Below are 25,822 nucleotides of genomic sequence, written 5' to 3' on the forward strand. Positions count from 1 at the left end.
TCCGGACTTTGAAGGTGGCCTCGGCGAGGTCAACCATAGAGCTAACAATCAGCCATCGAGTACCCGCACATGTCTATCTATGACCAAGGCCTAGGCCCTTCGGCTGTGAACCACATAGCCTTGTCTCCGCTCAGTTTCATCGAGCGCACCGCTAGCACTTATCCTGATCACCCCGCCGTGATCCACGGTTCGATTCGTCGCACCTGGGCGCAGACCTACACCCGTTGCCGACGTCTGGCCTCGGCGCTGGCCGGTCGCGGTATCGGCAAGGACGACACGGTCGCGGTGATGCTGCCCAACATCCCCGAGATGCTTGAAGTGCATTTCGGTGTGCCGATGATCGGTGCCGTGCTCAACCCGCTCAACGTCCGCCTCGATGCCGAGGCGATCGCCTTCATGCTGCAGCATGGCGAGGCCAAGGTGTTGATTACCGACCGCGAGTTCCATGATGTGATCCAGGCGGCGCTTGGCATGCTCGATCACCCGCCTCTGGTGATCGACGTCAATGACCCGGAATACGGTGAAGGTCAGGCCGCGAGCGACCTGGACTACGAAGCGCTGTTGGCCGAAGGCGACCCGGCATTCGACTGGCAATGGCCGGTCGACGAGTGGCAAGCCATTTCGCTGAATTACACGTCAGGCACCACCGGCAACCCCAAGGGCGTGGTCTACCACCATCGCGGCGCTTACCTGAGCGCATTGGGCAACCAGATGACCTGGGCCATAGGCAACCATCCGGTGTACCTCTGGACCCTGCCGATGTTCCATTGCAATGGCTGGTGCTACCCATGGACCATCACCGCCCTGGCAGGTGTGCACGTATTCCTGCGCCGGGTCGATCCACAGAAAATCCTCACGCTGATCCGCGAGCATCAGGTCACTCACCTGTGCGGTGCGCCGATCGTGCTCAATGCACTGGTGAACATGCCCGAATCAGCCAAAGCGGCCATCGATCACCCGGTCAACGCCCTGGTTGCAGGCGCTGCGCCACCGGCCAAAGTGATCGGTGCCGTCGAAGAGATGGGCATCAAGGTCACTCACGTATTTGGCCTGACCGAAACCTATGGCCCGGTAACGGTCTGCGCCTGGCACGCCGAATGGGATGAGTTTTCTCTGGAGAAGCGGGCGCAAATCAAATCGCGACAGGGCGTGCGCTACCCGACGCTGGAAGGCGTGATGGTCGGCGATAGCACAACGCTGGAGCCAACCCCGCGCGACGGCCAGACCATCGGAGAGATCTTCCTGCGCGGCAACACTGTCATGAAGGGTTACCTGAAGAACCCGACCGCCACTGCCGAAGCGTTCGAGGGCGGCTGGTTCCACACCGGTGACCTGGCCGTCTGGCATCCCGACGGTTACGTCGAAATCAAGGACCGGCTCAAGGACATCATCATCTCGGGCGGCGAGAACATCTCCACCATCGAACTCGAAGGCGTGCTCTATCGCCACCCGGGTGTGATGGAAGCAGCCGTGGTCGCCCGTCCCGATGAGAAATGGGGCGAAACGCCCTGCGCCTTCGTCACCTTGAAGGCTGATCACCAGGACGTTCGCGAGGCCGACATCATCAGTTTCTGCCGTGAACATCTGGCCGGATTCAAGGTACCGCGAACAGTGGTTTTCACGCTCTTGCCGAAGACTTCCACAGGCAAGATCCAGAAGTACGTGTTGCGCGACCGGGCCAAGGCGCTCTAACCCCATCTGACATTGCATCCATCAAGCAGCAGGTGTTTTACCTGCTGCTGCGGGTTCGTGCAGGCCGGATTCGGCAGTGCCCTGCCCTACACAACGACAACAAAAACAATGTGGAGCTACCGATGATCGACATCCATTCAACCGATACCCAACGTTGCGAACGCATTCGGCGCAATCCGAAATTCCTTCAGCTGGTGAGCAGCCGTTCACGCCTGGCCTGGACGTTGAGCGCCGTTGTATTGGGCACTTATTACCTGTTCATGCTCGTGGTGGCGTTTGCCCCGCAGTGGCTGCATGCACCGCTGGGCGAACATCGGATGTTGACCTTGGGTATGCCGGTTGGCGCGGCAATCATCGTGTTTTCCTGGTTACTGACCGGTTGGTATGTCTACAGCGCCAATACCCGTTTTGACGCCCTGGGCGCAGCCATTATCGAGGAGAGCAAGTGATGACTCTGTTGCGTAAACTGATCCTCGCCGCTACCGGCCTGCTGCCAGCCTCCATTGCGCTCGCCGCGCCGACGATGGGCGCGGTGGAAAAGCAACCACTGAATATGAATGCGATCGGCATGTTCTTCGTGTTCGTCCTCGGCACGCTGGCCATCACCTGGTGGGCCGCGCGCCAAACCAAATCCACCTCGGACTTTTACACGGCGGGCGGTGGTATCACCGGGTTTCAGAATGGCCTGGCGATTGCCGGCGACTATATGTCCGCAGCTACCCTGCTGGGGCTTTCCAGCCTGGTATTCGCCAAAGGTTACGATGGCTTCATCTATACCATCGGCTTCTTCGTTGGCTGGCCCATCATTACCTTCCTGATGGCCGAGCGTCTGCGCAACCTCGGGCGCTATACCTTCGCCGACATCGTTTCCTATCGACTGGACCAGAACAAGGTGCGGATCTTCGCAGCCTTCGGCTCGCTGACGGTGGTGTGCTGCTACCTGATCGTGCAGATGGTCGGTGCCGGCCAACTGATCAAATTGCTGTTCGGCCTCGACTACCCGGTTGCGGTGATGATCGTTGGCGCGCTGATGCTGATCTACGTGATCTTCGGCGGAATGATCGCCACCACCTGGGTCCAGATCATCAAGGCTGTGCTGCTGCTCGTCGGCGGCACCACCCTCGCGGTCATGGCCATGTCGCAGTTCGGTTTCAGCTATGAAACCCTGGCCGACAAAGCCGTCAAGGTTCACGCCAGCGGCTGGAACATCATGGGCCCGGGCTCACTGCTCGCCAACCCGATAAACACCGTGTCGATGTCGCTGGGCCTGGTGTTCGGGATTGCCGGACTGCCGCACATCCTGATGCGCTTCTTCACCGTGCCGAGCGCCAAGGAAGCCCGCAAGTCGGTGTTCTACGCCACCGGTTTCATCGGTTTCTTCTTCCTCGTAGTCTGCACCCTGGGTTTTGTCTCGATGGTGATCATAGGCACCGATCCGCAGTACTACGTCAATGGCGAAGTCGGCGGCGCCCTGATTGGTGGCGGCAACATGGTTGCCATGCACCTGGCCAAAGCTGTCGGCGGCAATCTCTTCTTCGGTTTCCTCGCCGCTGTAGCGTTCGCAACCATCCTTGCAGTGGTCTCCGGCCTGGCGCTGGCCGGTGCTTCGGCGATTTCCCATGACCTTTACGCCACCGTATACAAGAAAGGCACCGCCAACGAGAAGCAGGAAATGCGCGTGACCCGCATGGCCACTGTGGGCCTGGGCGTCATCGCGATTGTGCTGGGCATTGTGTTCGAGAAGATGAACGTCGCCATTCTGGTGGGCCTGACGTTCGGCATCGCCGCTTCGACCAACTTCCCGGTGCTGATCATGGCCATGTACTGGAAAGGCCTGACGACCAAAGGCGCGATCCTGGGCGGTTTTGCCGGCCTGATCTGCGCACTGGCACTGGTGATCCTGTCGCCACCTGTCTGGGTGACCGTACTCGGTCATGCGCAAGCGATCTTCCCGTACGACCATCCAGCACTGTTCTCCATGCCGCTGGCTTTCCTGGTGATCGTCGTCGTGTCCAGGCTCGACCGCAGTGCGCGCGCCGACAAGGAGCGTGACGCCTACGCCGACCAATTCGTTCGAGCTCAGACCGGCCTCGGCGCTGCCGCCGCTTCCAGCCATTGACTGAAGGGGCACGGCCCGCCTGTGCGGCGCTGTGCCCGTGACACAACTGTCCCAACGAGGTTCACGTTATGCCCGAATTCAAAGCTCCGCTACGCGACATGCGCTTTGTGCTGCACGAAGTGTTCGATGCCCCGGCCATGTGGGCGCGCCTGCCGGCCTTGGCCGACAGCATCGATACCGATACGGCGGACGCCATTCTTGAGGAGGCGGCAAAAGTCACCTCGCACCTGATTGCGCCCCTCAATCGCAGCGGCGACGAAGAAGGCGCGCAGTGGCATGAGGGTCGGGTCACCACCCCCACCGGTTTCAAACAGGCTTACGCTACCTACATCGAAGGCGGTTGGGTGGGACTGTCCGGCAACGCCGGGTTCGGTGGTATGGGCATGCCGAAAATGCTCGCCGTGCAGTTCGAAGAGATGCTCTACGGCGCCAACTCAAGTTTTGCTCTGTATTCGGCGTTGAGCTCCGGTGCCTGCCTGGCGCTGGATGCCCACGCCAGCGACACCCTGAAAAAAATCTATCTGCCACCGATGTATGAAGGCCGCTGGGCCGGCTCCATGTGCCTGACCGAGGCCCATGCCGGCACCGACCTCGGGCTCATCCGCACCCGCGCCGAACCTGAGGCTGACGGCAGCTACAAGATCACCGGCAGCAAGATTTTCATCACCGGGGGCGATCAGGACCTGACCGAAAACATCGTGCATCTGGTACTGGCCAAACTGCCGAACGCGCCTGCTGGTCCGAAAGGCATTTCGCTGTTTGTCGTACCTAAAGTGTTGGTCAATGCCGACGGCTCCCTCGGTGCTGCCAACGCCGTGAGTTGTGGTTCGATCGAACACAAGATGGGCATCAAGGCCTCGGCCACCTGCGTGATGAACTTCGACGGCGCCAGTGGCTGGCTGGTCGGTGAGGAGAACAAAGGCTTGGCGGCGATGTTCACCATGATGAATTACGAACGCCTGTCCATCGGCATTCAGGGCATCGGCTGCGCCGAGGCGTCCTACCAGAGCGCCGTCGCCTACGCTCGCGAACGCATTCAGAGTCGGGCGCCCACCGGTGCCGTGACCCCGGACAAACTGGCCGACCCGATCATCGTTCACCCGGATGTGCGGCGTATGCTGCTCGGCATGAAAGCCATGACCGAGGGCGGCCGCGCATTCGCCAGTTATGTCGGGCAACAACTGGACCTGTCGAAGTTTTCCAACGATGCCAGCGAGCGCGACAGTGCGCAGGACTTGGTTGCGCTGCTGACGCCGGTGGCCAAGGCGTTTTTTACCGACACCGGCCTGGAAAGCTGCATCAATGGCCAGCAGGTTTTTGGCGGCCATGGCTACATCCGCGAATGGGGCCAGGAACAATTGGTCCGTGATGTGCGCATTGCACAGATCTACGAAGGCACCAATGGCATCCAGGCATTGGACCTGCTCGGACGCAAAGTGCTCGCCGATAAAGGCGTCGTGCTGCGCCAGTTCACCGGCGAGATTCGCCGTTTCGCCGCTGAGCCCGATGCACCCTATGCCACGCAGCTGCTCGATGCCGTGCAGCGGCTGGAGGACATCGGCGACTGGCTGCAGGATCGGGCGGCAACCAACCGCAATGAAGTCGGCGCTGCCTCGGTGGAGTATTTGCACCTTTTCGGTTACGTCGCCTACGCCTGGCTCTGGGCGCGTATGGCTCAGGTTGCCCGGCAAAAACGCACCGAAGACGAAGATTTCTACGATGCGAAAATCGCCACCGCCGACTTTTACATCCAGCGCTTGCTACCACGCATTTTGAGCCTGGAACAATCCATTCGGGCCGGCAGTGCCTCGTTGTATGGCCTGAGCGCGGAACAGTTCTAACGATTAAGTCGACGCCGCGTCAAAAAACTCCTCTCTTTCGGCGTTGGCGTTTTTTTATCCATTAGCTCTCGCCCCTCTGGCGAGGGCTGCTTCACACCTACTGCCCCACGGACATCGCGCCCAGTCGCCCAGTGGCAGCCCCATGATTCCAAAAATAAAAACAAAGGAGCTTCACCATGGACCGCAGCACCCGCAATCTCGCCTCCCGAATCCTGCTCACGGGTGGTGTCATCAGTCTTTCAGCCCCGGCTGCTGCTGACTTTATCAAGGACAGCAAGGCCAGCCTTGAACTGCGCAACTTCTACTTCAACCGAGATTATCGTCAGACCAACGCTCCCCAATCCAGGCAAGAGGAATGGGCACAGGGTTTCCTGCTGCGCTATGAGTCGGGATACACCGAAGGTTTGATTGGCGTGGGTTTCGATGCCCTGGGCCTTGAGGGCGTCAAGCTTGATTCCAGCCCTGATCGCGCGGGTTCCGGCCTGCTCAAACGCCACAGCAACCCCCGCAATGGTTCCCAGGACGAGTATGGCGAACTGGGCCTTACCGCTAAACTGCGCGTCTCCAAAAGTGCGCTGAAACTCGGCACGCTGATGCCTAAACTGCCGACGATCTTGGCCAACGATTCACGGCTGCTGCCACAAACGTTCGAGGGAGGTCAGCTGACATCGCTGGAGATTGAAGGCATGACGGTGGATGCCGGGCGACTGACGCAGGTCAATCAGCGCGACTCCTCGAACTACGAAGACATGGGCATCACCCGAACTGGCGCCAAAGGCATCACCACACGTCATGTCGACAGCGACACATTCGATTTCGCCAGCCTGAACTACAAATGGACCAGCAACCTCGCCACCGGCTACAGCTACGGTCACCTCGACAACTTCTACAGCCAGCACCTGGTCAACCTGACCTACGTGTTGCCGGTCACAATCGGCCAGTCGCTGAAGACCGATCTGCGCTTCGCCCGCTCCACGGACGACGGTGGCAGCAATGTCGATAACAATGCCATCGGCGCGATGTTCACCTACAGCGTCGACGGGCATGCGTTGGGCCTGGGTTACCAGGGCATGAGCGGCGACACCGGCTACGCCTACGTCAACGGCACCGACGCCTTCCTGGTGAACTTCGTGCAGATCGGCGACTTCGCCAGCAAGGACGAAAAGTCCTGGCAGGCTCGCTACGACTACAACTTCGCGGCCATCGGGGTGCCTGGCCTGACCTTCATGACCCGCTACATTAACGGCGACAACATTGACCTGGGCAATAACCGGCCAGAGGGCAAGGAATGGGAGCGCGATACCGACATCGGTTACGTTGTGCAAAGCGGCCCGCTGAAAAACGTCGGGGTGAAATGGCGCAACGCGACTGTGCGTTCGACCAACTTTGGCAGCGATCTGGATGAAAACCGTTTGATCGTCAGCTACACCTTACCAATCTGGTAGGCGTTCTGCTCTGCGTCACTATTGCCCAGTACACATGGTTTATAGCTGAAGGCTGCCTTGCGCAGCTTTCAGCTTTTCTCACTCACGCCTTCGTAGGAGTCGGCTAGCCATGACGCGGTTACTCGGGCGCTGAGCTCGGGCATCTGATTGAGGCTGCAAATAGGGTATCAGCAACTGACTCGCGGCGGCCGGTGCTGACGATCTTGAAGAGGAAAACTGGATGACGTCCCGAAAAACTCCCCACCAATGAAAAAGCCCAACTGGCTAGGGTTGGGCTAAGTCATTGAAAAATATGGTCGGGACGGAGTGATTCGAACACTCGACCCCTAGCACCCCATCTTCTTTTTCATACGTCTTGAAAGCTTCCAAAATTTTACTCTGGATTTTTCCAAGCCAGTATTTACTTGAGCTCCAGCGGTGTTCTGCTCCACGAGAGTCCAGGAACGTCCATCAAGAGCCGACGTTTTTGTAGGGGTAAAAGTAGGGGGAACCCATTTCATGGCCAAAATCACCATCAAAGAACTCGAGTCGCCGACCGCCCACGATGCCGGTTGAATCCTCCGGGAGGATGGCAATCTGGCCGGTCGAATCTCAGTGCGCAACGGCGGTGTATCGGTCAGCTTGTTCTATCGGTATTGGTAGGGCGAGCAGAAAAAAGAGTACGCCTGTTACTCCTACATACCGGTCAGTTATACGGTTACGGCGAAGCGCTGAGCATCAAAGGGCGGCAACGGCCAAGAACCCGGCGCCCTTCTTGAAGCTCATGTTATGGACGAAATTCTTCATCAGCCTGACTTCAAGGCACGTTATGACGCGCTTCGGGAGCGAGGCAAGAGCGCGAAAGTCGCGCTCTTGCCTGCATGCGGGTCCTATTGATTAGACTGAATGCCATGTTGCGGGACGGCACCGAATGGCGGTGACGAGTGGCATGGTGAAGGCAGTTGCTCCCACAAGGTTGGCGCATATCCTCTGAGAGCGGGCTTGCTCGCGATGAGGCCCTGCAGAAACCGCATCACACTCAGGCGATAACGATCCCGCCGCTGGACAGACTGTCCAGCCCCACGCCAACCAGCGTCACCGAATCATTGCCAAACGTCAGCACGGTATCCTGCCCCACCACCGTGGCATGGGTCCGGAAGTCGTCGTTCGGCGTCACGCCCTGAACCCCGAGAAACACCAGTTTGTCGTTCGCCTGATACCCAACCACCCGGTCCTGGCCGAACGCGCCGCTGAACAGGAACGTATCGATCCCGCCCCCTGACTCCAGCAGGTCGTTGCCTGCCCCGCCGACAAACACGTCGTTGCCCTTGCCACCGATCAGATGATCGTTGCCGTCCAGGCCAAACAACCAATCACCAACAGCCTGTGCCTTTAGCGTATCGGCCCCTGCACCGCCCTTCACCGTTGAGGCGTACTGAGTCAGTTGATTGCCGATCGCGAGGCCATTGGCGGTCACGCTGTGGGTCACGTCATCCTTGAACAGTCCCCACAGGAAACCCGGCTCCTTGGTCACGATACTGCCGATGTCGCGGGTGATGCTGATGCCGCCATTGGCGTCGCGGATGTACAGGTTGCCGGCGCCGTCATTGGCAAAATCGAAACTCTTCACCGACTGCTGCAAATCGAACACGTTATTGCCCTTGCCGCCCAGCAGGATGTTGTAGCCGCCGCTGTCTCGAAAGGTGTCGTTGCCGTCACCACCGTCCAGATAGTCATTGCCCTTGCCGCCCTGAATCAGGTCGCTGCCGTCACTGCCAATGATGAAGGTACTGCCCTTGTGGGTTTCAGCATTGCGGTTCAGGTCCTGGACCCAGGTGTTGGCGCGTGCCGGGTCCGAAAGATTGGCAACGATGATCGTCGAGTCTTTGCTGGTGAGGTCGTAGAACTTCGACTCCAGCACCCGGGTCATGCCATCGCCGTAAGCGGTGGGCAGGTGCGAAATCCAGGTCGGGATGTTGAGGATGGAAAATGGCAGCAGGTTCCACGCCGTCGACGCATAGTGGTCGTTGAAGCTGACGATGTTGTTGGTCGCCGAGTCTTGATGGGCATCGTGCACGCCGACCGATGCCAGGTTGAACGATGAGCCGTCGAGCGCACGGAACACCGGATCGTTTTCATAGCCGATATTCAGCACTTTATCGGTGGTGCTTTGGGTCGGTGAGGCATAAGCGACGTAGTTCGAGTCCTTGAAGAAACCGCCCCATTTATCGTTGCTCAAATCCGCCAGGCTGTTGACTGCCAGCCCGCCGAGGCTGTGCCCGCTGACCAGTACGTCCTTGCCTGACAGGCCATTGGCGCTGGCGAACGCAGCAACGTCGCCGAACAGTTTTGCGAAGGCCTCGCCTGCGTAGTTTTTCGCATAATCCTGGGGACCCAACGCCGCCAGCAGGTCATTGATCACATCGCCGATGGAGTCGCTGATCCGGCTTTCCCGAGGGCCGCTGGTGCCGCGAAAGGCGATGCCGATTTCCGTGAGATGACCCTGTGCATCGTACTTGCCGAGGATCTCTACCTGAGCACTGGTGTACCCGGCCTTCTCACCGAAGAAAGTCCCGCGCGCATCCGTCTTGCCATCATAGCCCAGCTGCGTGGCGGTGATGGGGGTCCAGCCGGCCTTCTGCACCGCATCCAGTGCGGCTTTTTCGGAATCGGGGTTCCAGGGAATGCCGGGAATCACGCCTTGGGAATCAGTGCCGCCAATCAGCGCCGTGACCAGCGTTGCCGGCAAACCTGCGCCGAATCCGTTGTGCTGGTAACCGGTGGCAAAGCCGTTGTCGAGGTTGTGATAGGAATACAGCGTGATTGCCATCGCGTCGGTAAACAACGCTTTGGCGTCTGCTGTGCCGAGGTTTTTGTAGTCGTATACACCCATGGGTATTGCCTCTCTCTCTTTGTTGGAATTGTCAGAGATAGCTCACGACCAGGACACCTCGATCACGAGGCGCCCCGGAGCATCCAGTGCAGTTGTTTGAACCCGTTACGCAAACACGAACCCGGAAGCCGAAAGGGTATCCAGCCCGACGCCTACCAGGGTCACGGAAAAGTCGCCAACCTTGAGTAGTGTGTCTTGACCGGCCTGTGACGCATGTTGCCGGTAGTCGTAGCCATGCCCCGCGCCTTCCACGCCCATGAACACCAGTTTGTCGCTGCCCTGGTAGCCATTGATCGCATCGAACCCGAAGGCGCCGCTGAACAGGAACGTGTTGCTGCCGCCACCGGAATGCAGCACATCGTTGCCGGCGCCGCCGACGAAGGTCACATGGCCCTTGTCGCTGCGCAGCAAATCATCACCCCCGTTACCGAACAGCCAGTCGCCCACGACACTGGCCTCCAGCGTGTTGCCCAAAGCGTCACCGTTGAGCGAATGGCTGTAGTGGGTCAATTCGCTATCATTGAGCAGACCATTGGCAGTCACGCTGTAGGTGACTTCCTTGCTCCCCCACCACGACCCGGACTCCTTGCCCACCAGTGCGCCGATGTCCCGGGTCATGCTGATGCCGCCATACGCGTCGCGCACGAACAATGTGCCTTCGCCGTCATTGGCGATGCTGAAGTTTTGCAACGGTTTCTGCAGCTCGAAGGTGTTGACGCCCTTGCCCCCCGACAGAATGTTGAAGCCGCCGTCATCACGGAAACGGTCGTTGCCGTCCCGACCTTCGATAAAGTCATTGCTGAGGCCGCCCTTGAGCAGGTCGCCGCTGTCGGTGCCGATGATGAACGTGCTGCCGGTGTGTGGTTCGCCACTGCGTCCGAGATCCTCGACCCAAGTGGAACCTCGTGCCGACTGCGAAAGGTTGGAAACGATCAGGGTCGAATCCTTGTCGGTCAACTCGTAGAAGCGCGAGTCGATCACCCGGTTCAATCCGTCGGCGTAGCCCAGCGAGCCATGGGCTGACCAGCTCATCGGGTTGAGAATGCTGAATGGCACCAGGTTTTGCGCAGTGGATGCGTAGTGATCGTTGAAGTTGACGATGTTGTTGGTGGCCGACGCTTGATGACCGTCATGCTTGCCCAGCGAGCCACTGCTGAAGGTGGTGCCGTCGAGTACCCGAAACACCGGATCGTTCTCGTAACCAATGTTCAGCACGTTATTGCCGGTGGAGCTCTGGGTTGGCGAAGCGAACGCTATGTAATTGGCGTCCTTGTAGAAGCCGCCCCAATTTTTCCCGCTCAGCTCGGCGACGCTGTTGACCCCCAGGCCACCGAGGCTGTGACCGCTGACCAACACGTCCCCGGCATTCAGGCCGTGGGTGATGGCGAACGCAGCCACTTTTTCGAGCAGCGTATCGAAAGCGTTTTTTGCGTAGTGGGTCGCGTAATCCACCGGCCCTACCGCCGCCAACAGATTGTTTTTCATGTCGCCGAACGTGTCGTTGTAGCCAAGCCCGCCGGTGCCACGAAAAGCAATGCCGATGCCGATCAGTTTTCCGGCGGCGTCGTACTTGCCGAGCACTTCGGCTTCGGCGCTGGTGAAACCGTCCTTCTCGCCGAAATAGGTGCCCTGCGCCCCGACCTTGCCTTGATAACCCAGGGCATTGGCGCCGATCGGCGCCCAGCCATTGGCCGGTAATGACTGGCCGGTAGGTGCGTAGGCATACAACGTCAGGGCGATGGCATCGCTGTACAACACCTTGCCGGCCTCGCTGCCGGCATTTTTGTAATCAAACAATCCCATGTTGTGCTCTCTCTTCCTTCAAGTCAGAACTGCCAGGCCAGGGTCAGGCCCCAGTCGCGTTGAAACTCGGCGCTGCGCCAACTGACGGGATCGCCGAGGGTGCCGGTGTCCAGCCAGGCTGCGGCGGCCTGTTCCGAGCCTGCGCCAATCAATAGCAACAGCATGCCGACCGGGGCCGGTTTGATGCATACGTCCATGTTGAACACTCACTTTTTTGTTTTTGTGTAGGTTCTGCGGTGTTACCGAGTCCTCGGCCCCTGGCCAAACGCCTCGTCCACCCGAGCCAGATCCTGCTCGCTCAAGGTACCCGCGTAGTAATGCAACCTGGTCCAGGCCATCAGATAGTCGTAGCGGGTCTGGGCGAGGTCCCGGCGGGTGGTGAACAGTTGTTGTTCGGCGTTCAGCGCATCGAGATTGACCCGCTCACCGCCCAGGATGCTTTGCTTGGTCGACACCACTAGCGCTTCAGCGGAAGTCAGGGCTTTTTGATAGGCCCGCAGCTTGCTCACCCCCGACAGGCAGGCGCTGAACTGCCGACGTAGCTCGATCAGGGTTTCCCGGGTCTTGCCGTCCAATTCGTACTCGGCCTGTTCCATCGCACGGCTGGCCTGCCGGGTCGAAGCCGAGACCCCGCCGCCGGCATACAACGGCACATTGACTTCGATGCCGATGGTGTTGGTGTCGTAACGCTGGTTGTAGGTGTTGCCGCTTTCGGATTCGTTCTGGCGCACCGTGGCGTAGGCGCTGACCTTGGGCAGGTGCCCGGCGCGGTTGCGTTCGACTTCGTAGCGCGCTACCTCCAGCGACTGACGCTGGGAGGCCAGGTTCGGGTTGTTGGCCACCGCCATCTCGTGCCAGGTGTCGTAATTGGCCGGTTGCAGGGTGAAGGTCTGAAAGTTCTGCTCCAGCGGTGCCAGATCAGCGATGTCGATAGTGGGCACGCCGACGAGCGCACCCAGCTCCCGCAAGGACGCATCCTGTTCGTTGCGCGCCTCGATTTCCTCGGCAGTTGCCAGTTCATAGCGCGACTCGGCTTCGAGTATGTCGGTACGCGTGCCTTCGCCCTGGCGAAACATCTGCTCGTTCTGCTGGAACTGTTGCTCGAAGGCTTTTTTCTTGGCCTGGGCAATGTCGATCTGGTCCTGGGCGAACAAGGCCTTGGTGTAGTTTTCCAGCACCCGTACCAGCAACTCCTGGCTTTTGCCGCGAAAGTTTTCATCGGCGAACAACGCCTGCGCCACGCCCTTGCGATAAGCGGCGTAGGCCTCGTAGTCGAGCAACGGTTGTTGCAAGGTCAGGCTTGAGCCGTAACTGCTGTAGTTGCGGTCATCGGTCTGGTTTTGCCGGTGCTCGTTCAAGTAGGTGGCCTTGGAAGAGTTGCGGCCCTTGTTGTAGTTGTAACCCAGCCTCGGCAACAGCCCGGCGCGGCCGATGGCGCGGTTTTCCAGGCCGGCGTCGCGTTCCTTGATCGCGCCGAGGAATACCGGGTCGTTGCGCAACGCCTGTTCGTAAATCTCGAACGGCCCCATGGCCGCTACTGCCGGGTTGCCCGCCAGCAGCAGGAGTGCCGCCCCAAGCATGGAAAGCTTATTCATACAACCGAACATCCTTATTCCTCGGTCAACGCGGAGCCTGCCCGGTCGAGCAGCGGTTTGAACAAATAGTTGAGGAGTGAACGTTCACCGGTGCGCACAAACATTTCCGCCGGCATACCGGGTTTGATCACCAGACCGTTGAGTTTTTCCATGGCCTGATCGCTGACGCTGCTGCGCAGCACGTAATACGGTGCGCCGGTTTTCTCGTCGAGCATCTGGTCGGCGGAGATCAGGCTGACTTCGCCCGGTACTCGCGGGGTGCGGCTCTGGTTGAACGCGGTGAACAGAATGTCCACCGGCAAGTGCGTGCCGACCTTGTCGACCAGGTTGATCGGCAGGTGCCCTTCCACTTCCAGGCGAGTGCCCTGGGGCACGATCTCCAGCAGATTTTCGCCCTGTCGCACCACCGCGCCGACCGTGTGAACCCCAAGGTTGACCGCGATGCCATCGGCCGTGGCGAGGATCTCGCTGTGTTGCAGGTCGAATCCGGCGGAGGTCAGTTGTTCCTCCAGGGTCACGCTTTTGAGCTGTGCATCGGCCAGTTGGGTACGGACTTCCTTCTGATACTCCTCGATGTGTTGTTGCAACTTCAGGTGCGATTCGAGGATGCCCTGCTCCACGCGCCCGCTTTCGCCGGTGTTTTCTGCCAATTGTTGTTGAACTTGCGACAACTGCCGCTGGTACTCCATTAGTCGGTTGCGCGGGATGTAGCCGTTGTCCGCCAGGGGCTGGAGATTGCTCAGCTGTTGTTGCAGCGAGTTGGCCTGGGCGCTCAGGTCAGTACGGGCGCGGCGCATGCCGGCCAATTGCGCGCCGGCGCCTTCGATACTGGCACGCAGGGCCGCTTGTTCGCGGGAGAAAGCATCGCGGCGGCTGCTGAACAACTGGCGCTGGCCTTCCAGCACCAACGCCAGGCGCGGGTCGGGATCGTTGCTCAACTCGGTGGGGAAACTCACTTGTTTCAGGTTGTCCCGTTCGCTCTGCCAACGCGCAAGGCTGGCCCAGGCCATACGGTACTGCGCTTGCAGGGATTGCACGTCGGCGGCGACCTGGGTCCGGTCGAGCTGGAATAGCGGCTGACCCTGTTTCACCACCTGACCTTCGCGCACCAGAATCTGACTAACGACGCCGCTGCTCATCGATTGCACTGCCTTGCGCTTGCCCGACACCACCACCGTGCCTTGCACCGCAATGCCCTGATCGAGCGGCGCCAGACTGGCCCAGACGAAGAAACTGCCAGCGCCGACGATCGCCAGAATCCAGCCCAGCCGGGCAAAGTAACGTGCGTCGCGCTCAGGACATTCCGCGAGGTAATCGTGTTCCACCGTGGCTTCATTTTGACTGCTCATGTGTGCGTGGCTCATACACCCGAGTTCCTTGTCGTGGGCTGATACTGCCGGCTCATGCTGAGCCCGCCCGGTGTCTGTGCAGCTTTTTCACGTTGCTGTTCCTGGGCGCCGGAAAGTGCCTTGAGTACCTCCTGGCTCGGGCCGAATGCCTGCAAGCGACCGTCATTGAGCACCAGCAGCTTGTCGGCCTGGGCCAGCGCGGATGAGCGATGGGTGACCAGAATCACGCTGGTGCCCTGGGCCTTCATTTGTGCGATCGCACCGGCCAGGGCCGCTTCGCCCACGGTGTCGAGGTTGGAGTTCGGTTCATCCAGCACCACCAGGCTCGGTTGGCCATACAGCGCACGGGCCAGCGCCACGCGTTGTTTCTGCCCACCGGACAAACCACTGCCGTCCTCGCCGAGTACGGTGTCGTAGCCCTGGGGCAAACGCAGGATCAGTTCATGCACGCCGGCCTGCTGCGCGGCTTCAACGACTTTATGTGCATCGGCTTCGCGGAACCGCGCGATGTTTTGCGCGATGCTACCGCTGAACAATTCGATGTCCTGTGGCAGGTACCCAATGTAGGGACCGAGGTCGTCGCGGTTCCAGCGATGGATATCCGCACCGTCGAGCCGCACCGTACCGCCGAGGGTCGGCCAGACACCGACCAGCACCCGGGCCAATGTCGACTTGCCGGAACCCGAAGCGCCGAGCACGCCCAGCACCTCCCCCGCAGCGAGGCTGAAATTGACCATGTGCAGGGTTGCCGCACGTTGCCCCGGAGGACTTGCGCTGACTTGCTCGAAACTGATCTGGCCCTTCGGCGCCGGCAGCGCCATGGCGTCGTCACTCGATGGAAACGCTTGCAACAAGGCGTCGAGACGGCGGTACGCGAGTTTGGCGCCGCTCCACTGTTTCCACACGGCGATCAACTGATCGATGGGGCTCAGGACGCGGCCCATCAGGATCGAACCTGCGATCATCATCCCGGCAGTCATGTCGCCCTTGATCACCAGCAAGGCGCCAAGACCCAGTACCAGGGATTGCAGGCACAGGCGCAGGGTTTTGCTCAAGGAGCTGATGACGGCACCAGTGTCACTGGCCTGGTTCTGCAGGCCGAGGAAACCTGAATGCACCTGGAACCAGCGGTTGCGCAAAACCCCCAGCATGCCCATGGCCTGGATGGTTTCGGCGTTATGCAGGTGACTGGTGGCCAGTTGGCTGGACTTCTGGGAAAAACCCGCCGCTTCGCCCAAGGGCTTTTTGGTCATCGCCTCGTTGAGCCAGGCCAGCCCGATCAGCAGCACCGCCCCCGCCGTGGCAAAAACCCCGAGCCAGACGTTGAACAGATAGATCACGAACAGGTAGACCGGAAACCAAGGCGCATCGAAGAAGGCAAACAACGCCGGGCCGGTGACAAACTGACGAATGTGCGTCAGATCGCCCAATGCCTGCCCGGCGTTACCCTCGCCCTTGAACAGATTACGTTCGAAAGCCGCCTGATAGACCCGCAGGTTGAAGCGCCGCTCCAACTGACTGCCAATACGGATGACGATAAAGCTGCGAATAACTTCCAGCAAACCGATAAAGGCAAAGAACCCGACAACCATCAGCGACAGCATGGCCAATGTCGTTTCATTTTGCGAAGACAAGACCCGATCATAGACCTGAAGCATGTAAATAGAGGGCACTAACATCAAAATATTGATCAGTGCAGTGAAACTGGCGACGCTAATCAAAATACCCTTGTAATCACCCAGTGCTCGAACTAAAGGTGCAGCAGGAGTGGTCTTCGCCATCTTCATTAATCTTCCTTGAGTTGATTACTCACAGGCACAACCCATTACGCCATTCGTTAAACGAACAGACCCACTTTTAGATAGAGGCATTAGGCCATCAACTTAACCTGGTGCTTTTACTCTGGCGCTCGCTGCAGCGACACATTGAATCCAACAGGCAATGTCAGCTTATAAAACTCACTCTTCTGTCGACTGAAAAATGCTGTTTTCGAACCTTCATGGTTGGTCAATGCAATCCCGTCCGGTTCGGGGAACCAGCCGGTGGGAGCCTGTCCCAGCCAGCGCACCATGCAATCGAGTTGACCGCCCAGCGTCTGGTCCAGTTTCAATTCAATCAGGCAACCATTCGGCTGTCGGTCCTGCACCAATTCGGACGAGCCTTCCCGGACTTGCCATTTTCCGGCGAGTTCCGACGGGTCCGCTAATTTCAGGCTGTTTGCCATGGTTAGATCTCCAAAAAACATCATCAGCGCCGCCGATAGCCACACGCTGTTTTTGCAGGTAAAGACGCGTTGCGTCATGGGACGTTTTACTCCGCACCGTAGCTTTGTTCGCAGCGAGGACAGAGGGCGGCGCATGAAGCGCCGTCCTCCTTTCTCACGTCACATCACGCCGCGATGTCCGAGTACGCCGCCTGGCCCACGGTGCTGACCAGGAAGTCAGCCAAGCCATGCCCGGAGAAGTCCACCGACAACAGGCTGTTGCCGGCCGAATTGCTCAACACCGCATCGCCTGCCGCACCGGTGAATGCACTGACAAAATGCAGGCCTGCGCCGTTGGTGATGCCGGTCAGGTCGATCTTGTCCAGGCCGCTGACAAAATCGAGGATCTGGTCGACCGCACCGGGTTTCGAGTCGCTGCTGGCCGCGAACACGAAAGTGTCCGAGCCGACGCCGCCCCACAACTTATCCGCACCACCAGCGCCGTAAAGGATGTCGTAGCCGGCACCGCCCTTCAGCTCGTTGGACACGTTGTTGCCGATCAGCAGATCGCTGCCCGAACCGCCGATAGCGTTCTCGACAGTGACACCCTTGGCAATGGATACGTTACCCACCATGCCACCAACGTCGGAGAACGAGGCTTCATTGAGGTTGATCTTCTGGTTCTGGGTGAAACCGGAGAAATCCAGAGTGTCCTTGCCGCCCGCGTCCCACACCGAGAACACCACTTTATCCGACGATGAAGACGCGTTGAGGAAATCGCGTCCGGCGTTGGAGTTGAAGCCGTAGGTGGTGTCGCCGGTACGGATCGTGGTGTTGGCGCCGTAGAGCTTCTGAATGGCTGCGATATCGTCCATCAGCGGGCCGGACGAATAGGCTTCGACGCCACCCTTGCTGAAGTTCTGGCTGGTATTGCTTTCACTCCAGTAGCTCATGACGCTGTAGCCGCGGGTGTCTTGCCCGTAGGACGCGTCGTTGTAGGTCGGCGCGCCTTCGCCGGCGTTGTAGTCGCCAGGGTGGGCCAGGCCCAGGGAGTGACCGATTTCGTGGGTCAGGGTTTGCCGGCCATAGTTATTCAGGTCCGGGGTCTTGTTGGGCGTGTAGCTGCTGTTGATCAGGTACCAGGAAGCTCCGTCATAACCGGCGCCCGTGCCAGGCAGGTAAGCAAACGCCGCTGCGCCATCCTGGCCGCCGCTGTAGTTACCGAAGGTCATGTGACCGTCGCCGCCGGCAGTCTTGTCAGTGAAGGTGACATTGGCCACGTCGGCCCAGGATTGCATGGCGAGCACAGCCTGGGCTTTTTGTAGCGTGCTGAACTGACTGAACCCGGTAATCCCGTGCTTGTACATGGTGCTCGACGAGGCCGAGGTCAGGAACGTATAGGTGAGTTCGATTTTGCCGCTGCCGTCCTTGTCCTGGTAGGCAGCACCGTCGCGCAGCAATTGGGTGGCGGCCTGGTCGACGGAGAACGAGGGTTTGCCATTGACCGTGAGGTTGCCACCCCGATCATATTGATGGCTGAAGCTATTGATCTGGTTGAAAGCAGGACTGGCTACAGCCAATGCTTGCAATGGCTGGAATGCCTGTTCGGCGGAATCAATAACGTGGACTTTCACTTTCGACATAAACACACTTCCTTGTTTAGCTATGGAACAGTTTTTGTCAGATAGCGACAATCTCTGGCGAGATCGCCCTATCACTCGCCCATTGAAGGCGAAAGAAAACTGACACAATTCGAAATCAAACGTCTACTACTTTTTTAATGTAAAATTTTGTTATCCAAGCAAATGCCCGAAAACAATAGGTGTGCTGTAGGCACTGTTATCTAAAAAATAGGCGGACCGGAATAATTGTCTGACAATCGACAATTTAATTATTAAATAATGGTAAGTTTATTTTGTAGACTCCTTCGCACTTCCCACGTTTATTCATAGATGTGCCCGCACACTCTTTTCATTGGATTAAACGTTTAGTGAGTTATCTCGGTGGTGTTCTATCCAACACCTTGCGCTTTTCAGTTTGTGCTCCCTCAAGCCCAGGTATGACCCGGAAGCTATCTGTTGCGATCTCGTCAATTCGCCAGATCTTGGGCTTGAATACCTCGGGCACCGAGCTAAGGGTAAGAGTGGCATTGACGAAACGATCACTCGTCTCGTTCAAGATGCGAAGCTGGCGAATCACAGGGATGGCGTTCTGGAAATCTGCAAGGTTCAGCTTCGCCACCAAGGTGGCAAGGATTTTTACTTCTTTAGGCTGGACTTCTTCTTGGGGCGTGTGGGGCTGAACGATGTCATCCATGCGCAACCATCCTTGTCGTGATCCCCAGGGGAGTGCCGGGAATGGCCGGCCAGGGGCCCCTCTTGAGCTGATGACGGGATGATAGTTCTTCTAGTGAGAGCCGGAATGTGCTTTGTAAAGCAGGCAAGCATCCATGATGAAAAGAAAACTTAAAGAGTTCAGCCAACATCTGCACGACTTAAATCCCTCTTGATTGAGCTAGAAGTAACCATCCAGCCGCCCCAGCGTTCTGATCCAACGCTTAGGGCGATGGTGTCCACCAAGTGGACACCATTTCTAGCCTATTAATCTGATCCCTCATGCAGCCAAAGCGATCGCGGTAGGAATGGCAGTTACCTGCCACCCCCCACAGATCCGTGCGTGCGGAACTATCGCATACGGCTCCTACCTCAGGTACGTGAGACGAAGCGTTCCTCAGGGTAAGGATGTGCATTTCTGGGTCTCGGTATATTGAGGTCTGCAAGGCGTCCATAGCGCGACCATTGGAGTCGGCTACGCTGGCTCCGCCGCTTGAGGGCTTGCCGCCATAGACGGCATACCACTAACCGAAAACCGCCAAGACGTATCAGGTTTCCCGGCACTGCGTGGTAGTTGAAATATCCATTGACCACACGGGTAAGCCACTGACCCACGACTCGAACAGGCTCATGACGTCGGCGCTTTAACTCGTCCCGAATGGCAAGCAGCGTCGCACGCATCCGCTTCTTTACCGTCAGCCGAAAGATATGAAAACGCAGCAGTAACAGCAGCACCACCCAAGATGCTGGCTAACAAGGCCCATGAAAGCTGAGCGAGGCGCACAATAACCAGTAGGCCGGCAACGATAGCTGCTGGAATACTCGCTGCTACACAGGCGGCTCCACTTGTTCTACTTGTTGTTTAAGGCATCTCTTCAGCTTCCGCCTTCGGCACTTGTTTGGTGCGCACCTGATTCCACAATGAATGCCTCTTTCTGGTGCGCGAGCGAATGAATCACGACCATTGCAACTATTTAGATATAGTTACATATATCCCTATAAAGTCTTAATATTTTGAGAGACAATGTAGAAAATATTCATTTATTGGGCTTTTTTTCACTAGACATTCATTCCGGGACTCGCCTATATTTGGTCAGCCCTAAAGCCAAGGAAGTGCTTGAAATGAGTGTTCGGCAATTGCATTCTTCCAACTCAAAATGGGAAGCGGTGTTCGGCTTTTCCCGTGCAGTCGAAGTTGATGACACACTGTACATATCCAAGACAGGTGCTCTGAATTCCAATGGAGAAATAACGGCGACAAGTGTTGCCGAACAAACTCGCATCGTACTTGAAAACATCTCACGAGTTCTCGAACAGGCCAACTTCAAACTTGATGATGTCATACAGAGCCGCATGTATCTGACCGAAATCGATCAATGGCAAGAGGCGGCAACTGTACACGGAGAGTACTTCAACGAAATCCGCCCGGCCTTCACCCTCCTTCACGTGCTGCCCTTCCCCGAGCGGAAGATGATCGTCGCCATGGAAGTGGTGGCACGCCGTCAAAAGACAGTCGATATCCCGGAGTCGGCATGAGTATCCGCCTATCGCCCTTTTTTACCGTCTTCGCCAGTATTGCCGCAGGAACGGCCATGGCCAGCAATTATTTGCTGCAACCGGTATTGCCCGCCGTCGCCAATACCCTGCGCATTGACCTGTCCAGCGCCGGTCTCATCGCAGCCAGCACCCAGATCGGCTACATGCTCGGCATCTTGCTGATCGTTCCGCTGGGGGATGTGTTCAACAAGCGCACCCAGATCATCTGGCAGTTCCTGGTACTTGGCGCGGCGATCTGGCTGGCCACACTGTGTACGTCCCCCGCTCTGTTCTTCGTCACCTGCATCGTGATCGGCGTGATGGCGACCAATGCGATTCAGCTCAATGCACTGGGATTCCAGTTGAGCGAACGGGGCAGCACGGTTGGCACTATCACCATGGGGATCAGCGCAGGCATCCTGCTTGCCAGGTTCGTGGGCGGAGCGATCGCCCAGGCCTGGGGCTGGCAGCACATGCTGATGTGCATCTCGGCGTTGATGCTGGCATTGGCGGTCGTGGGGTGGCTGGTAATGCCTTCTTCCCCGGCCCTGCACAAAACGTCCTACCGCCAGGTGCTCGGGAAATTGCCGGGGCTTCTTGGGCGATACCCCGTCCTGAGGGAGTCGGTCATGGTGGGCGGGGCATGGTTCTTTGTCTTCAGCATGCTGTGGGTGGCCTTGATGCTGCATTTGCAGGCCGCCCCCATCAGCCTTGACCCTACGACCACCGGACTGTTCGGCCTAGCTGGGATTGCCGGATTACTGATGTCCCGCTACGCAGGAGCCCTGGCAGACCGGATCGGCAGTCGCGCCGTCATCGCCTTGGGCCTGCTGCTGGTGCTTGCAGGAGTGGTCATCCTGTACTTGTTCCCCCATTCCATTGTCGGGCTGGTGATTGGAGTCATTCTGTTCGATCTGGGCTGCTTTTCAGCCCAAGTGGCGAACCAGACCCGCGCGCTTCGGCTTGACCCCGGCCTGCGCAGTAGTCTGTTTGCGGTGTACATGCTCTGTTATTACGGCTGCGGTGCCCTGGGTTCACTGTCTGCCGGTTACATCTACCAGCAATCAGGTTGGCAAGGCATTTGTATAAGTGCATTCATCGTAACGACCCTGGGTCTGGTAATAACCTGGAAGAATAGTAAGAACGCCGCGTTCGACATACAGACAGTTAAATAAGAATCCGCGCCAGTAACCAGCTAAATCCCTGCCACTAATTCATTAACTTACCGGACGGCAAGTTATGCGTCTGGTGGTGCCCGCGCACTCGCACTGCTGGAGATGACTGTTATGTTCACCCTGCAATTATTAGCGATTCTTCTTGTCGGCCAGCTGTTAGGTGGTTTGGCGCAACGCATAGGTCAATGCAGGGTGGTGGGAGAAATCACCGCAGGCATCCTGCTTGGCCCCACTTTTCTGCAACCGTTACTTCAAACACTGGGCGTACAGTCTTCCCTGTTTGCCGCCGAAAATATTGGCTGGATCAGTACGCTGGCTGAACTTGCACTGGTCTTGTTGATGTTTGAAGTCGGCATGCATATTTCTCCGACCGACAGTCTTCGCTCTCATCAGGAAAACAAATCTGCTCTCAGAGTTGCCGTTGCTGGCCTCGTACTACCCTTCATAACGGGCGTCGTTGTGGCCTGGTACGCGCACCCGGTACTGGCATCCGGTTTCGACAAGTTCTCCTTTATTGTCTTTTGCGGCATTGCGCTGGCCGTCTCCGCGCTCCCCGTCATGATCCGCATCGTTGAAGACCTGGGAATCAACGATCTGCCTGCCGTGGCTGTCACGCTTCGCGCCGCAGTATTGACTGACATTGCAGGCTGGCTCGCCTTGGGCGCGGTCATCGTGTTCGCCGCGTTCCGCTACGACTTGAAACTGGTCGCGCTGTTCGGGTTCTGCCTGCTGTTGGGGGTGGCGAGTTACATCGTCCTATCATTGCAGTGGATCGAGCGCAGTCTGGCTAGGATCGACGCTTCCGAGTACCCGCGACACCTACCCTGGGTGCTGTGTTACCTGCTGGCAAGCGCCTGGGTGACCCTGCATCTGCAACTTCATGCCGGAATCGGTGCCCTGCTGGCGGGCGCCATGATCAGCCGCGCGCCTGGTTTTGCCAGTTACTGGAACCGGCAGATCGGCGGCTTCCTGAGGTTATTTCTGCTGCCGATCTTCTTTGCCAGCGCCGGACTAAAGACCTCCCTGACCACTGTCAGCAATGCCGTGGAGCTCCAATGGTTGCTGATTTTTTTGGTCGCGGCCTTTGTCAGCAAGTTTCTCGGTGCTTACATCGGCGCTCGCCGCAGCGGCTTCTCTACCCGGGATTCGACATTGACCGGTGCATTGATGAACACCCGCGGCCTGATGGAGCTGGTTGTGCTGTCCATCGGACTGGAGCTGCACCTCATTTCCCCGACCGTTTACAGCTTGCTGGTGACCGTGGCGCTGATCGTCACGGCAACGACCACGCCTCTGGTTCGTCGACTGACGCAACGCAACACCCAGGTATTTGCCCGGCCCGCCATCGCGGAAAAAAACTTCAATTGATGCAATGACCCTTGTGGAGCTAAACATGACTCAGCTGAATGCAATTCTTGTAGCCAATAAGATCAAGGAAATCATCTCCGAGCGTCTTGACCTGGACATTCCGATTGCGGGAATCAACGAGACGGCGGGGCTGGCATCGGAAGTGGGTGTCGACTCCATTGGCTTTATCGAACTCAAGTTCCAGTGCGAAGAGGAGTTCAAGATCCAGATCGATGAAGAAGAGTTTGTTCCCGAGCACTTCTTCAGCGTGCACACGCTGTCCAGCCTGATCATTGAAAAGTCCGGGGCGTTGCAACGATGAAAAGCCTCACCAATATCGGGCAAAGGGAAGACTTCATTTCTCCCGGCCAACTGGAAAACATTTCCACCACCGCCAGCGTGGGCGAGCGAACCGATGTAGCCCGGCTTTACCGGCAATACATCGCCTACTGGCTGGATCAATCGCTGCCGGCGGGACAAGTGGTGTTGATCGCCGTCCCCAACAGCCCCGATCTACTGGCCATGTTCGCCGCCGTCTTGAACAGCAACCACGTTCCGGCCTTGATCGCACCCACGACCCCCGGGGATCGGGTCATGCAGATGGTACGGGATTTCGGTGCCGGCGCGCTGATCCGTTCGGCCACTCACGACGCGACCTGGGAAAGTTACGGGGTGCAGAACGTGCAAGACCTGGGGCGCTGGCAGGTGGGCCGGGTGCAGAATGCACCGTTGCCAATCACACAACCGGGCCAGGTCGTCATCGCCACTTCAGGTACGTCACGGGCCTTCAGCAGCGGGTGCGTCCACTGGTTCAGCGCCTTGCAAAACAACGCGCTGCGCCATGCCCGCAGCATCGGCCTCGGCCGAACCGACCGCATTCTGGTCAACCTGCCGATGTACTACTCCACGGCACTGGTCGCCCAGACGATTGCGGCACTGGAGCTCGGCGCCCACCTTGTCATCAGCGGCCCTCCGTTTCTTGTGCCCACCTACCTGGAGGACATCCACGAGCATCGCATCACGGCCAGCTCCGTGACGCCGGTGCTGCTGCGACAGATCAATGCCCATTCACAGTCGCTTCCGGGGTGCCTGCGCCTGCTGACTGTGGGGGGCGATCTGGCAGCCGCGACGGAAGTGAACCAATGCCTGACCGCCAATCCAGGGCTGGAGCTGTACCTGACTTACGGCATCAGCGAGGCCGGTCCGCGGGTGTCGACCTGCGCGGCGCATCGGGCATCACCCCAGCAACTGAGTTCAGTCGGGCTGCCCTTGGAGGGCACTCAGGTCATGATTCTGCGGCCGAGCCCGGACAGCGCCGAAGGCGAGTTGCTGGTGAGTTCGGACACGTTGCTGACCAGAAAGATAGGCCAGGACAGCCACACTCCGATCATCGAGTTGAACGGCAAGCGCTGGCTGAAAACAGGCGACATCTTCAGCCAGGATCACGACGGTTATCTGTACTTCAAAGGTCGTCACTCCGACTTCATCGTCATCCGTGACGAGAAAGTGAACCTGGGTGCGATCAAACAGATGTGCAAGCGCGTGCCCGGTGTCCTGGCGTGCAGAACCGAAGTGGTGAGCGACTCGTCCGTTCCGGCGGGATTTCAGTTGGAACTGACCGTTGATCGTGACGTAGTTCAGGAAAACGAGGGTGACTACTTCAAGACCCGCCTTTTGAAACAACTCAAACATTACGAGCGGCCGCTGGCGATAGCGCTGCTGCATCGCGATGCCTTGAGCATGACGAACCACAAGTAAGGAACCTTCATGAACAGTCATACCCGTTCATTGGCTCAACAGATCATCGCGCAGCACGGACTTGGCTCGATTGAAGACATCATGGCCAGCGTTCCCTTGACCCTGTGTCACGTTCTGCAAGAGCCGGATGTGTTCAAGACGTATTCCCCCGAGATCGTTCGCCTGAAGTACCCCAAGGATGAATGGTCGCTTCATATAACGCGCTATGAGCATTATCGGGACAACATCATTGCGGCGTTGAGCGTTGATGACTACTTGCAGGCGATGCTTGACCCCGGCAGTCGCCTGCCCTGCTTCTGTTCGCAAATGGCGGATGTCGCCGGGACATTGCTGCATGTCATGACCGGCGAACGCGTTTATGCCGTGCGCAACATCTTCGTGAACTATCTGTACCTGCCCCAGCGCTGGCATTGCATCAATGCCGTCGTGAGGGAACAGCGCATCCGTTACTTCGATGTGTCTGCCTACGCCCAGGTACTGGACAAGCCCAACCGCAAAGTTGTCCATCCAGCCGAACTGGACGGTTTCAATGCCGCCGATATCGCTACGCCGTTCATTTATAGCGAACGCTGGCTGCAGAAAGAACCTTTTGTTCGCCATATCGAGCTCAAGGGGCTCGTGATCGAAGACAACTTTCATCCATCACCGGTGAGCGGTAAACCGCTCGACGAGTTTCAACGGGTCTTCGATTTCAGTTAGTTGTCCGGCATCGACGCTGGCAACGCTTTATTCCTATGCAAATGTTTGAGGTGGC

At 58.2% G+C, this 25,822-nt stretch carries 20 protein-coding genes and 2 pseudogenes; 13 read left to right on the top strand and 9 right to left on the bottom strand.

Translation table 11 applies throughout. The features are described 5' to 3' along the window. Positions 1–69 precede the first annotated feature (69 nt). From C8K63_RS16410 to C8K63_RS30885, 7 genes and pseudogenes are all read left to right on the top strand, one after another. Positions 70–1,692 carry an acyl-CoA synthetase gene (locus C8K63_RS16410; RefSeq protein WP_108217677.1) on the top strand — a complete coding sequence of 541 codons (1,623 nt, stop codon included), beginning with the start codon at positions 70–72 and terminating at the stop codon, positions 1,690–1,692. A gap of 122 nt (positions 1,693–1,814) precedes the next feature. Further along, positions 1,815–2,141 carry a DUF485 domain-containing protein gene (locus C8K63_RS16415; RefSeq protein ID WP_108217678.1) on the top strand — a complete coding sequence of 109 codons (327 nt, stop codon included), beginning with the start codon at positions 1,815–1,817 and terminating at the stop codon, positions 2,139–2,141. Beyond that, entirely contained in the window at positions 2,141–3,811 is a 1,671-nt protein-coding gene (locus tag C8K63_RS16420) for a cation acetate symporter (protein ID WP_108217679.1), read from the top strand. The genes C8K63_RS16415 and C8K63_RS16420 overlap by 1 nt, the downstream gene beginning before the upstream one ends. A 68-nt stretch (positions 3,812–3,879) precedes the next feature. After that, the gene (locus C8K63_RS16425) at positions 3,880–5,652 is read left to right on the top strand and encodes an acyl-CoA dehydrogenase C-terminal domain-containing protein (RefSeq protein WP_108217680.1); all 1,773 of its coding nucleotides are present in this window, start codon (positions 3,880–3,882) and stop codon (positions 5,650–5,652) included. 176 nt (positions 5,653–5,828) lie between these two features. Then, positions 5,829–7,097 carry an OprD family porin gene (locus tag C8K63_RS16430; protein WP_108217681.1) on the top strand — a complete coding sequence of 423 codons (1,269 nt, stop codon included), beginning with the start codon at positions 5,829–5,831 and terminating at the stop codon, positions 7,095–7,097. A gap of 119 nt (positions 7,098–7,216) precedes the next feature. After that, positions 7,217–7,321: pseudogene (locus C8K63_RS30880) on the top strand (integrase); the annotation flags it as partial. 565 nt (positions 7,322–7,886) lie between these two features. Then, positions 7,887–8,017 (top strand): annotated as a pseudogene (locus tag C8K63_RS30885) (IS110 family transposase); the annotation flags it as partial. Between the two features lie 98 nt (positions 8,018–8,115). Here the strand turns inward: C8K63_RS30885 and C8K63_RS16440 are convergent. The 9 genes from C8K63_RS16440 to C8K63_RS16475 all read right to left on the bottom strand — a co-directional run bounded on the left by C8K63_RS16440 (position 8,116) and on the right by C8K63_RS16475 (position 19,235). Next, positions 8,116–9,969, bottom strand: coding sequence for a polyurethanase (locus C8K63_RS16440; RefSeq protein WP_108217682.1), 1,854 nt, complete (start codon positions 9,967–9,969; stop codon positions 8,116–8,118). A gap of 105 nt (positions 9,970–10,074) precedes the next feature. Beyond that, positions 10,075–11,772 carry a polyurethanase gene (locus tag C8K63_RS16445; RefSeq protein ID WP_108217683.1) on the bottom strand — a complete coding sequence of 566 codons (1,698 nt, stop codon included), beginning with the start codon at positions 11,770–11,772 and terminating at the stop codon, positions 10,075–10,077. 23 nt (positions 11,773–11,795) lie between these two features. Next, complete coding sequence (locus C8K63_RS30360) at positions 11,796–11,969, bottom strand: hypothetical protein (RefSeq protein WP_158273949.1); 174 nt, start codon at positions 11,967–11,969, stop codon at positions 11,796–11,798. Between the two features lie 42 nt (positions 11,970–12,011). Beyond that, positions 12,012–13,379, bottom strand: coding sequence for a TolC family outer membrane protein (locus C8K63_RS16450; protein WP_108217684.1), 1,368 nt, complete (start codon positions 13,377–13,379; stop codon positions 12,012–12,014). Between the two features lie 2 nt (positions 13,380–13,381). Continuing rightward, positions 13,382–14,716, bottom strand: a complete 1,335-nt coding sequence (locus C8K63_RS16455; RefSeq protein WP_256594958.1) for an HlyD family type I secretion periplasmic adaptor subunit — start codon at positions 14,714–14,716, stop codon at positions 13,382–13,384. An 11-nt stretch (positions 14,717–14,727) separates the two neighbouring features. Beyond that, on the bottom strand, positions 14,728–16,503 hold the full coding sequence (locus C8K63_RS16460; RefSeq protein ID WP_108217686.1) for a type I secretion system permease/ATPase: 1,776 nt from the start codon (positions 16,501–16,503) through the stop codon (positions 14,728–14,730). Positions 16,504–16,613: 110 nt separating this feature from the next. Continuing rightward, the gene (locus C8K63_RS16465) at positions 16,614–17,018 is read right to left on the bottom strand and encodes an AprI/Inh family metalloprotease inhibitor (RefSeq protein ID WP_108217687.1); all 405 of its coding nucleotides are present in this window, start codon (positions 17,016–17,018) and stop codon (positions 16,614–16,616) included. Positions 17,019–17,104: 86 nt separating this feature from the next. After that, positions 17,105–18,562, bottom strand: a complete 1,458-nt coding sequence (locus C8K63_RS16470; protein ID WP_108217688.1) for a serralysin family metalloprotease — start codon at positions 18,560–18,562, stop codon at positions 17,105–17,107. Between the two features lie 352 nt (positions 18,563–18,914). Further along, a complete protein-coding gene (locus C8K63_RS16475) occupies positions 18,915–19,235 on the bottom strand; it encodes a hypothetical protein (protein ID WP_108217689.1) in 321 nt (106 codons plus the stop codon). A 1,139-nt stretch (positions 19,236–20,374) separates the two neighbouring features. Between C8K63_RS16475 and C8K63_RS16485 the strand changes: the two genes are divergently transcribed. The 6 genes from C8K63_RS16485 to C8K63_RS16510 all read left to right on the top strand — a co-directional run bounded on the left by C8K63_RS16485 (position 20,375) and on the right by C8K63_RS16510 (position 25,767). Continuing rightward, a complete protein-coding gene (locus tag C8K63_RS16485; protein WP_108217690.1) occupies positions 20,375–20,788 on the top strand; it encodes a RidA family protein in 414 nt (137 codons plus the stop codon). After that, positions 20,785–21,963 (top strand): MFS transporter, encoded by a 1,179-nt coding sequence (locus tag C8K63_RS16490; protein ID WP_108217691.1) that lies wholly within the window; start codon positions 20,785–20,787, stop codon positions 21,961–21,963. Before C8K63_RS16485 ends, C8K63_RS16490 begins: the two co-directional genes overlap by 4 nt. A gap of 111 nt (positions 21,964–22,074) precedes the next feature. Then, positions 22,075–23,331, top strand: a complete 1,257-nt coding sequence (locus C8K63_RS16495; protein ID WP_158273950.1) for a cation:proton antiporter — start codon at positions 22,075–22,077, stop codon at positions 23,329–23,331. A 25-nt stretch (positions 23,332–23,356) separates the two neighbouring features. Further along, on the top strand, positions 23,357–23,632 hold the full coding sequence (locus C8K63_RS16500) for an acyl carrier protein (protein ID WP_108217693.1): 276 nt from the start codon (positions 23,357–23,359) through the stop codon (positions 23,630–23,632). After that, on the top strand, positions 23,629–25,068 hold the full coding sequence (locus C8K63_RS16505; protein ID WP_108217694.1) for a class I adenylate-forming enzyme family protein: 1,440 nt from the start codon (positions 23,629–23,631) through the stop codon (positions 25,066–25,068). Before C8K63_RS16500 ends, C8K63_RS16505 begins: the two co-directional genes overlap by 4 nt. A 9-nt stretch (positions 25,069–25,077) precedes the next feature. Next, a complete protein-coding gene (locus tag C8K63_RS16510; protein WP_108217695.1) occupies positions 25,078–25,767 on the top strand; it encodes a hypothetical protein in 690 nt (229 codons plus the stop codon). The last annotated feature ends 55 nt before the right edge of the window (positions 25,768–25,822 follow it).

Source organism: Pseudomonas sp. GV085 (assembly GCF_003050925.1).
GTDB lineage: Bacteria > Pseudomonadota > Gammaproteobacteria > Pseudomonadales > Pseudomonadaceae > Aquipseudomonas.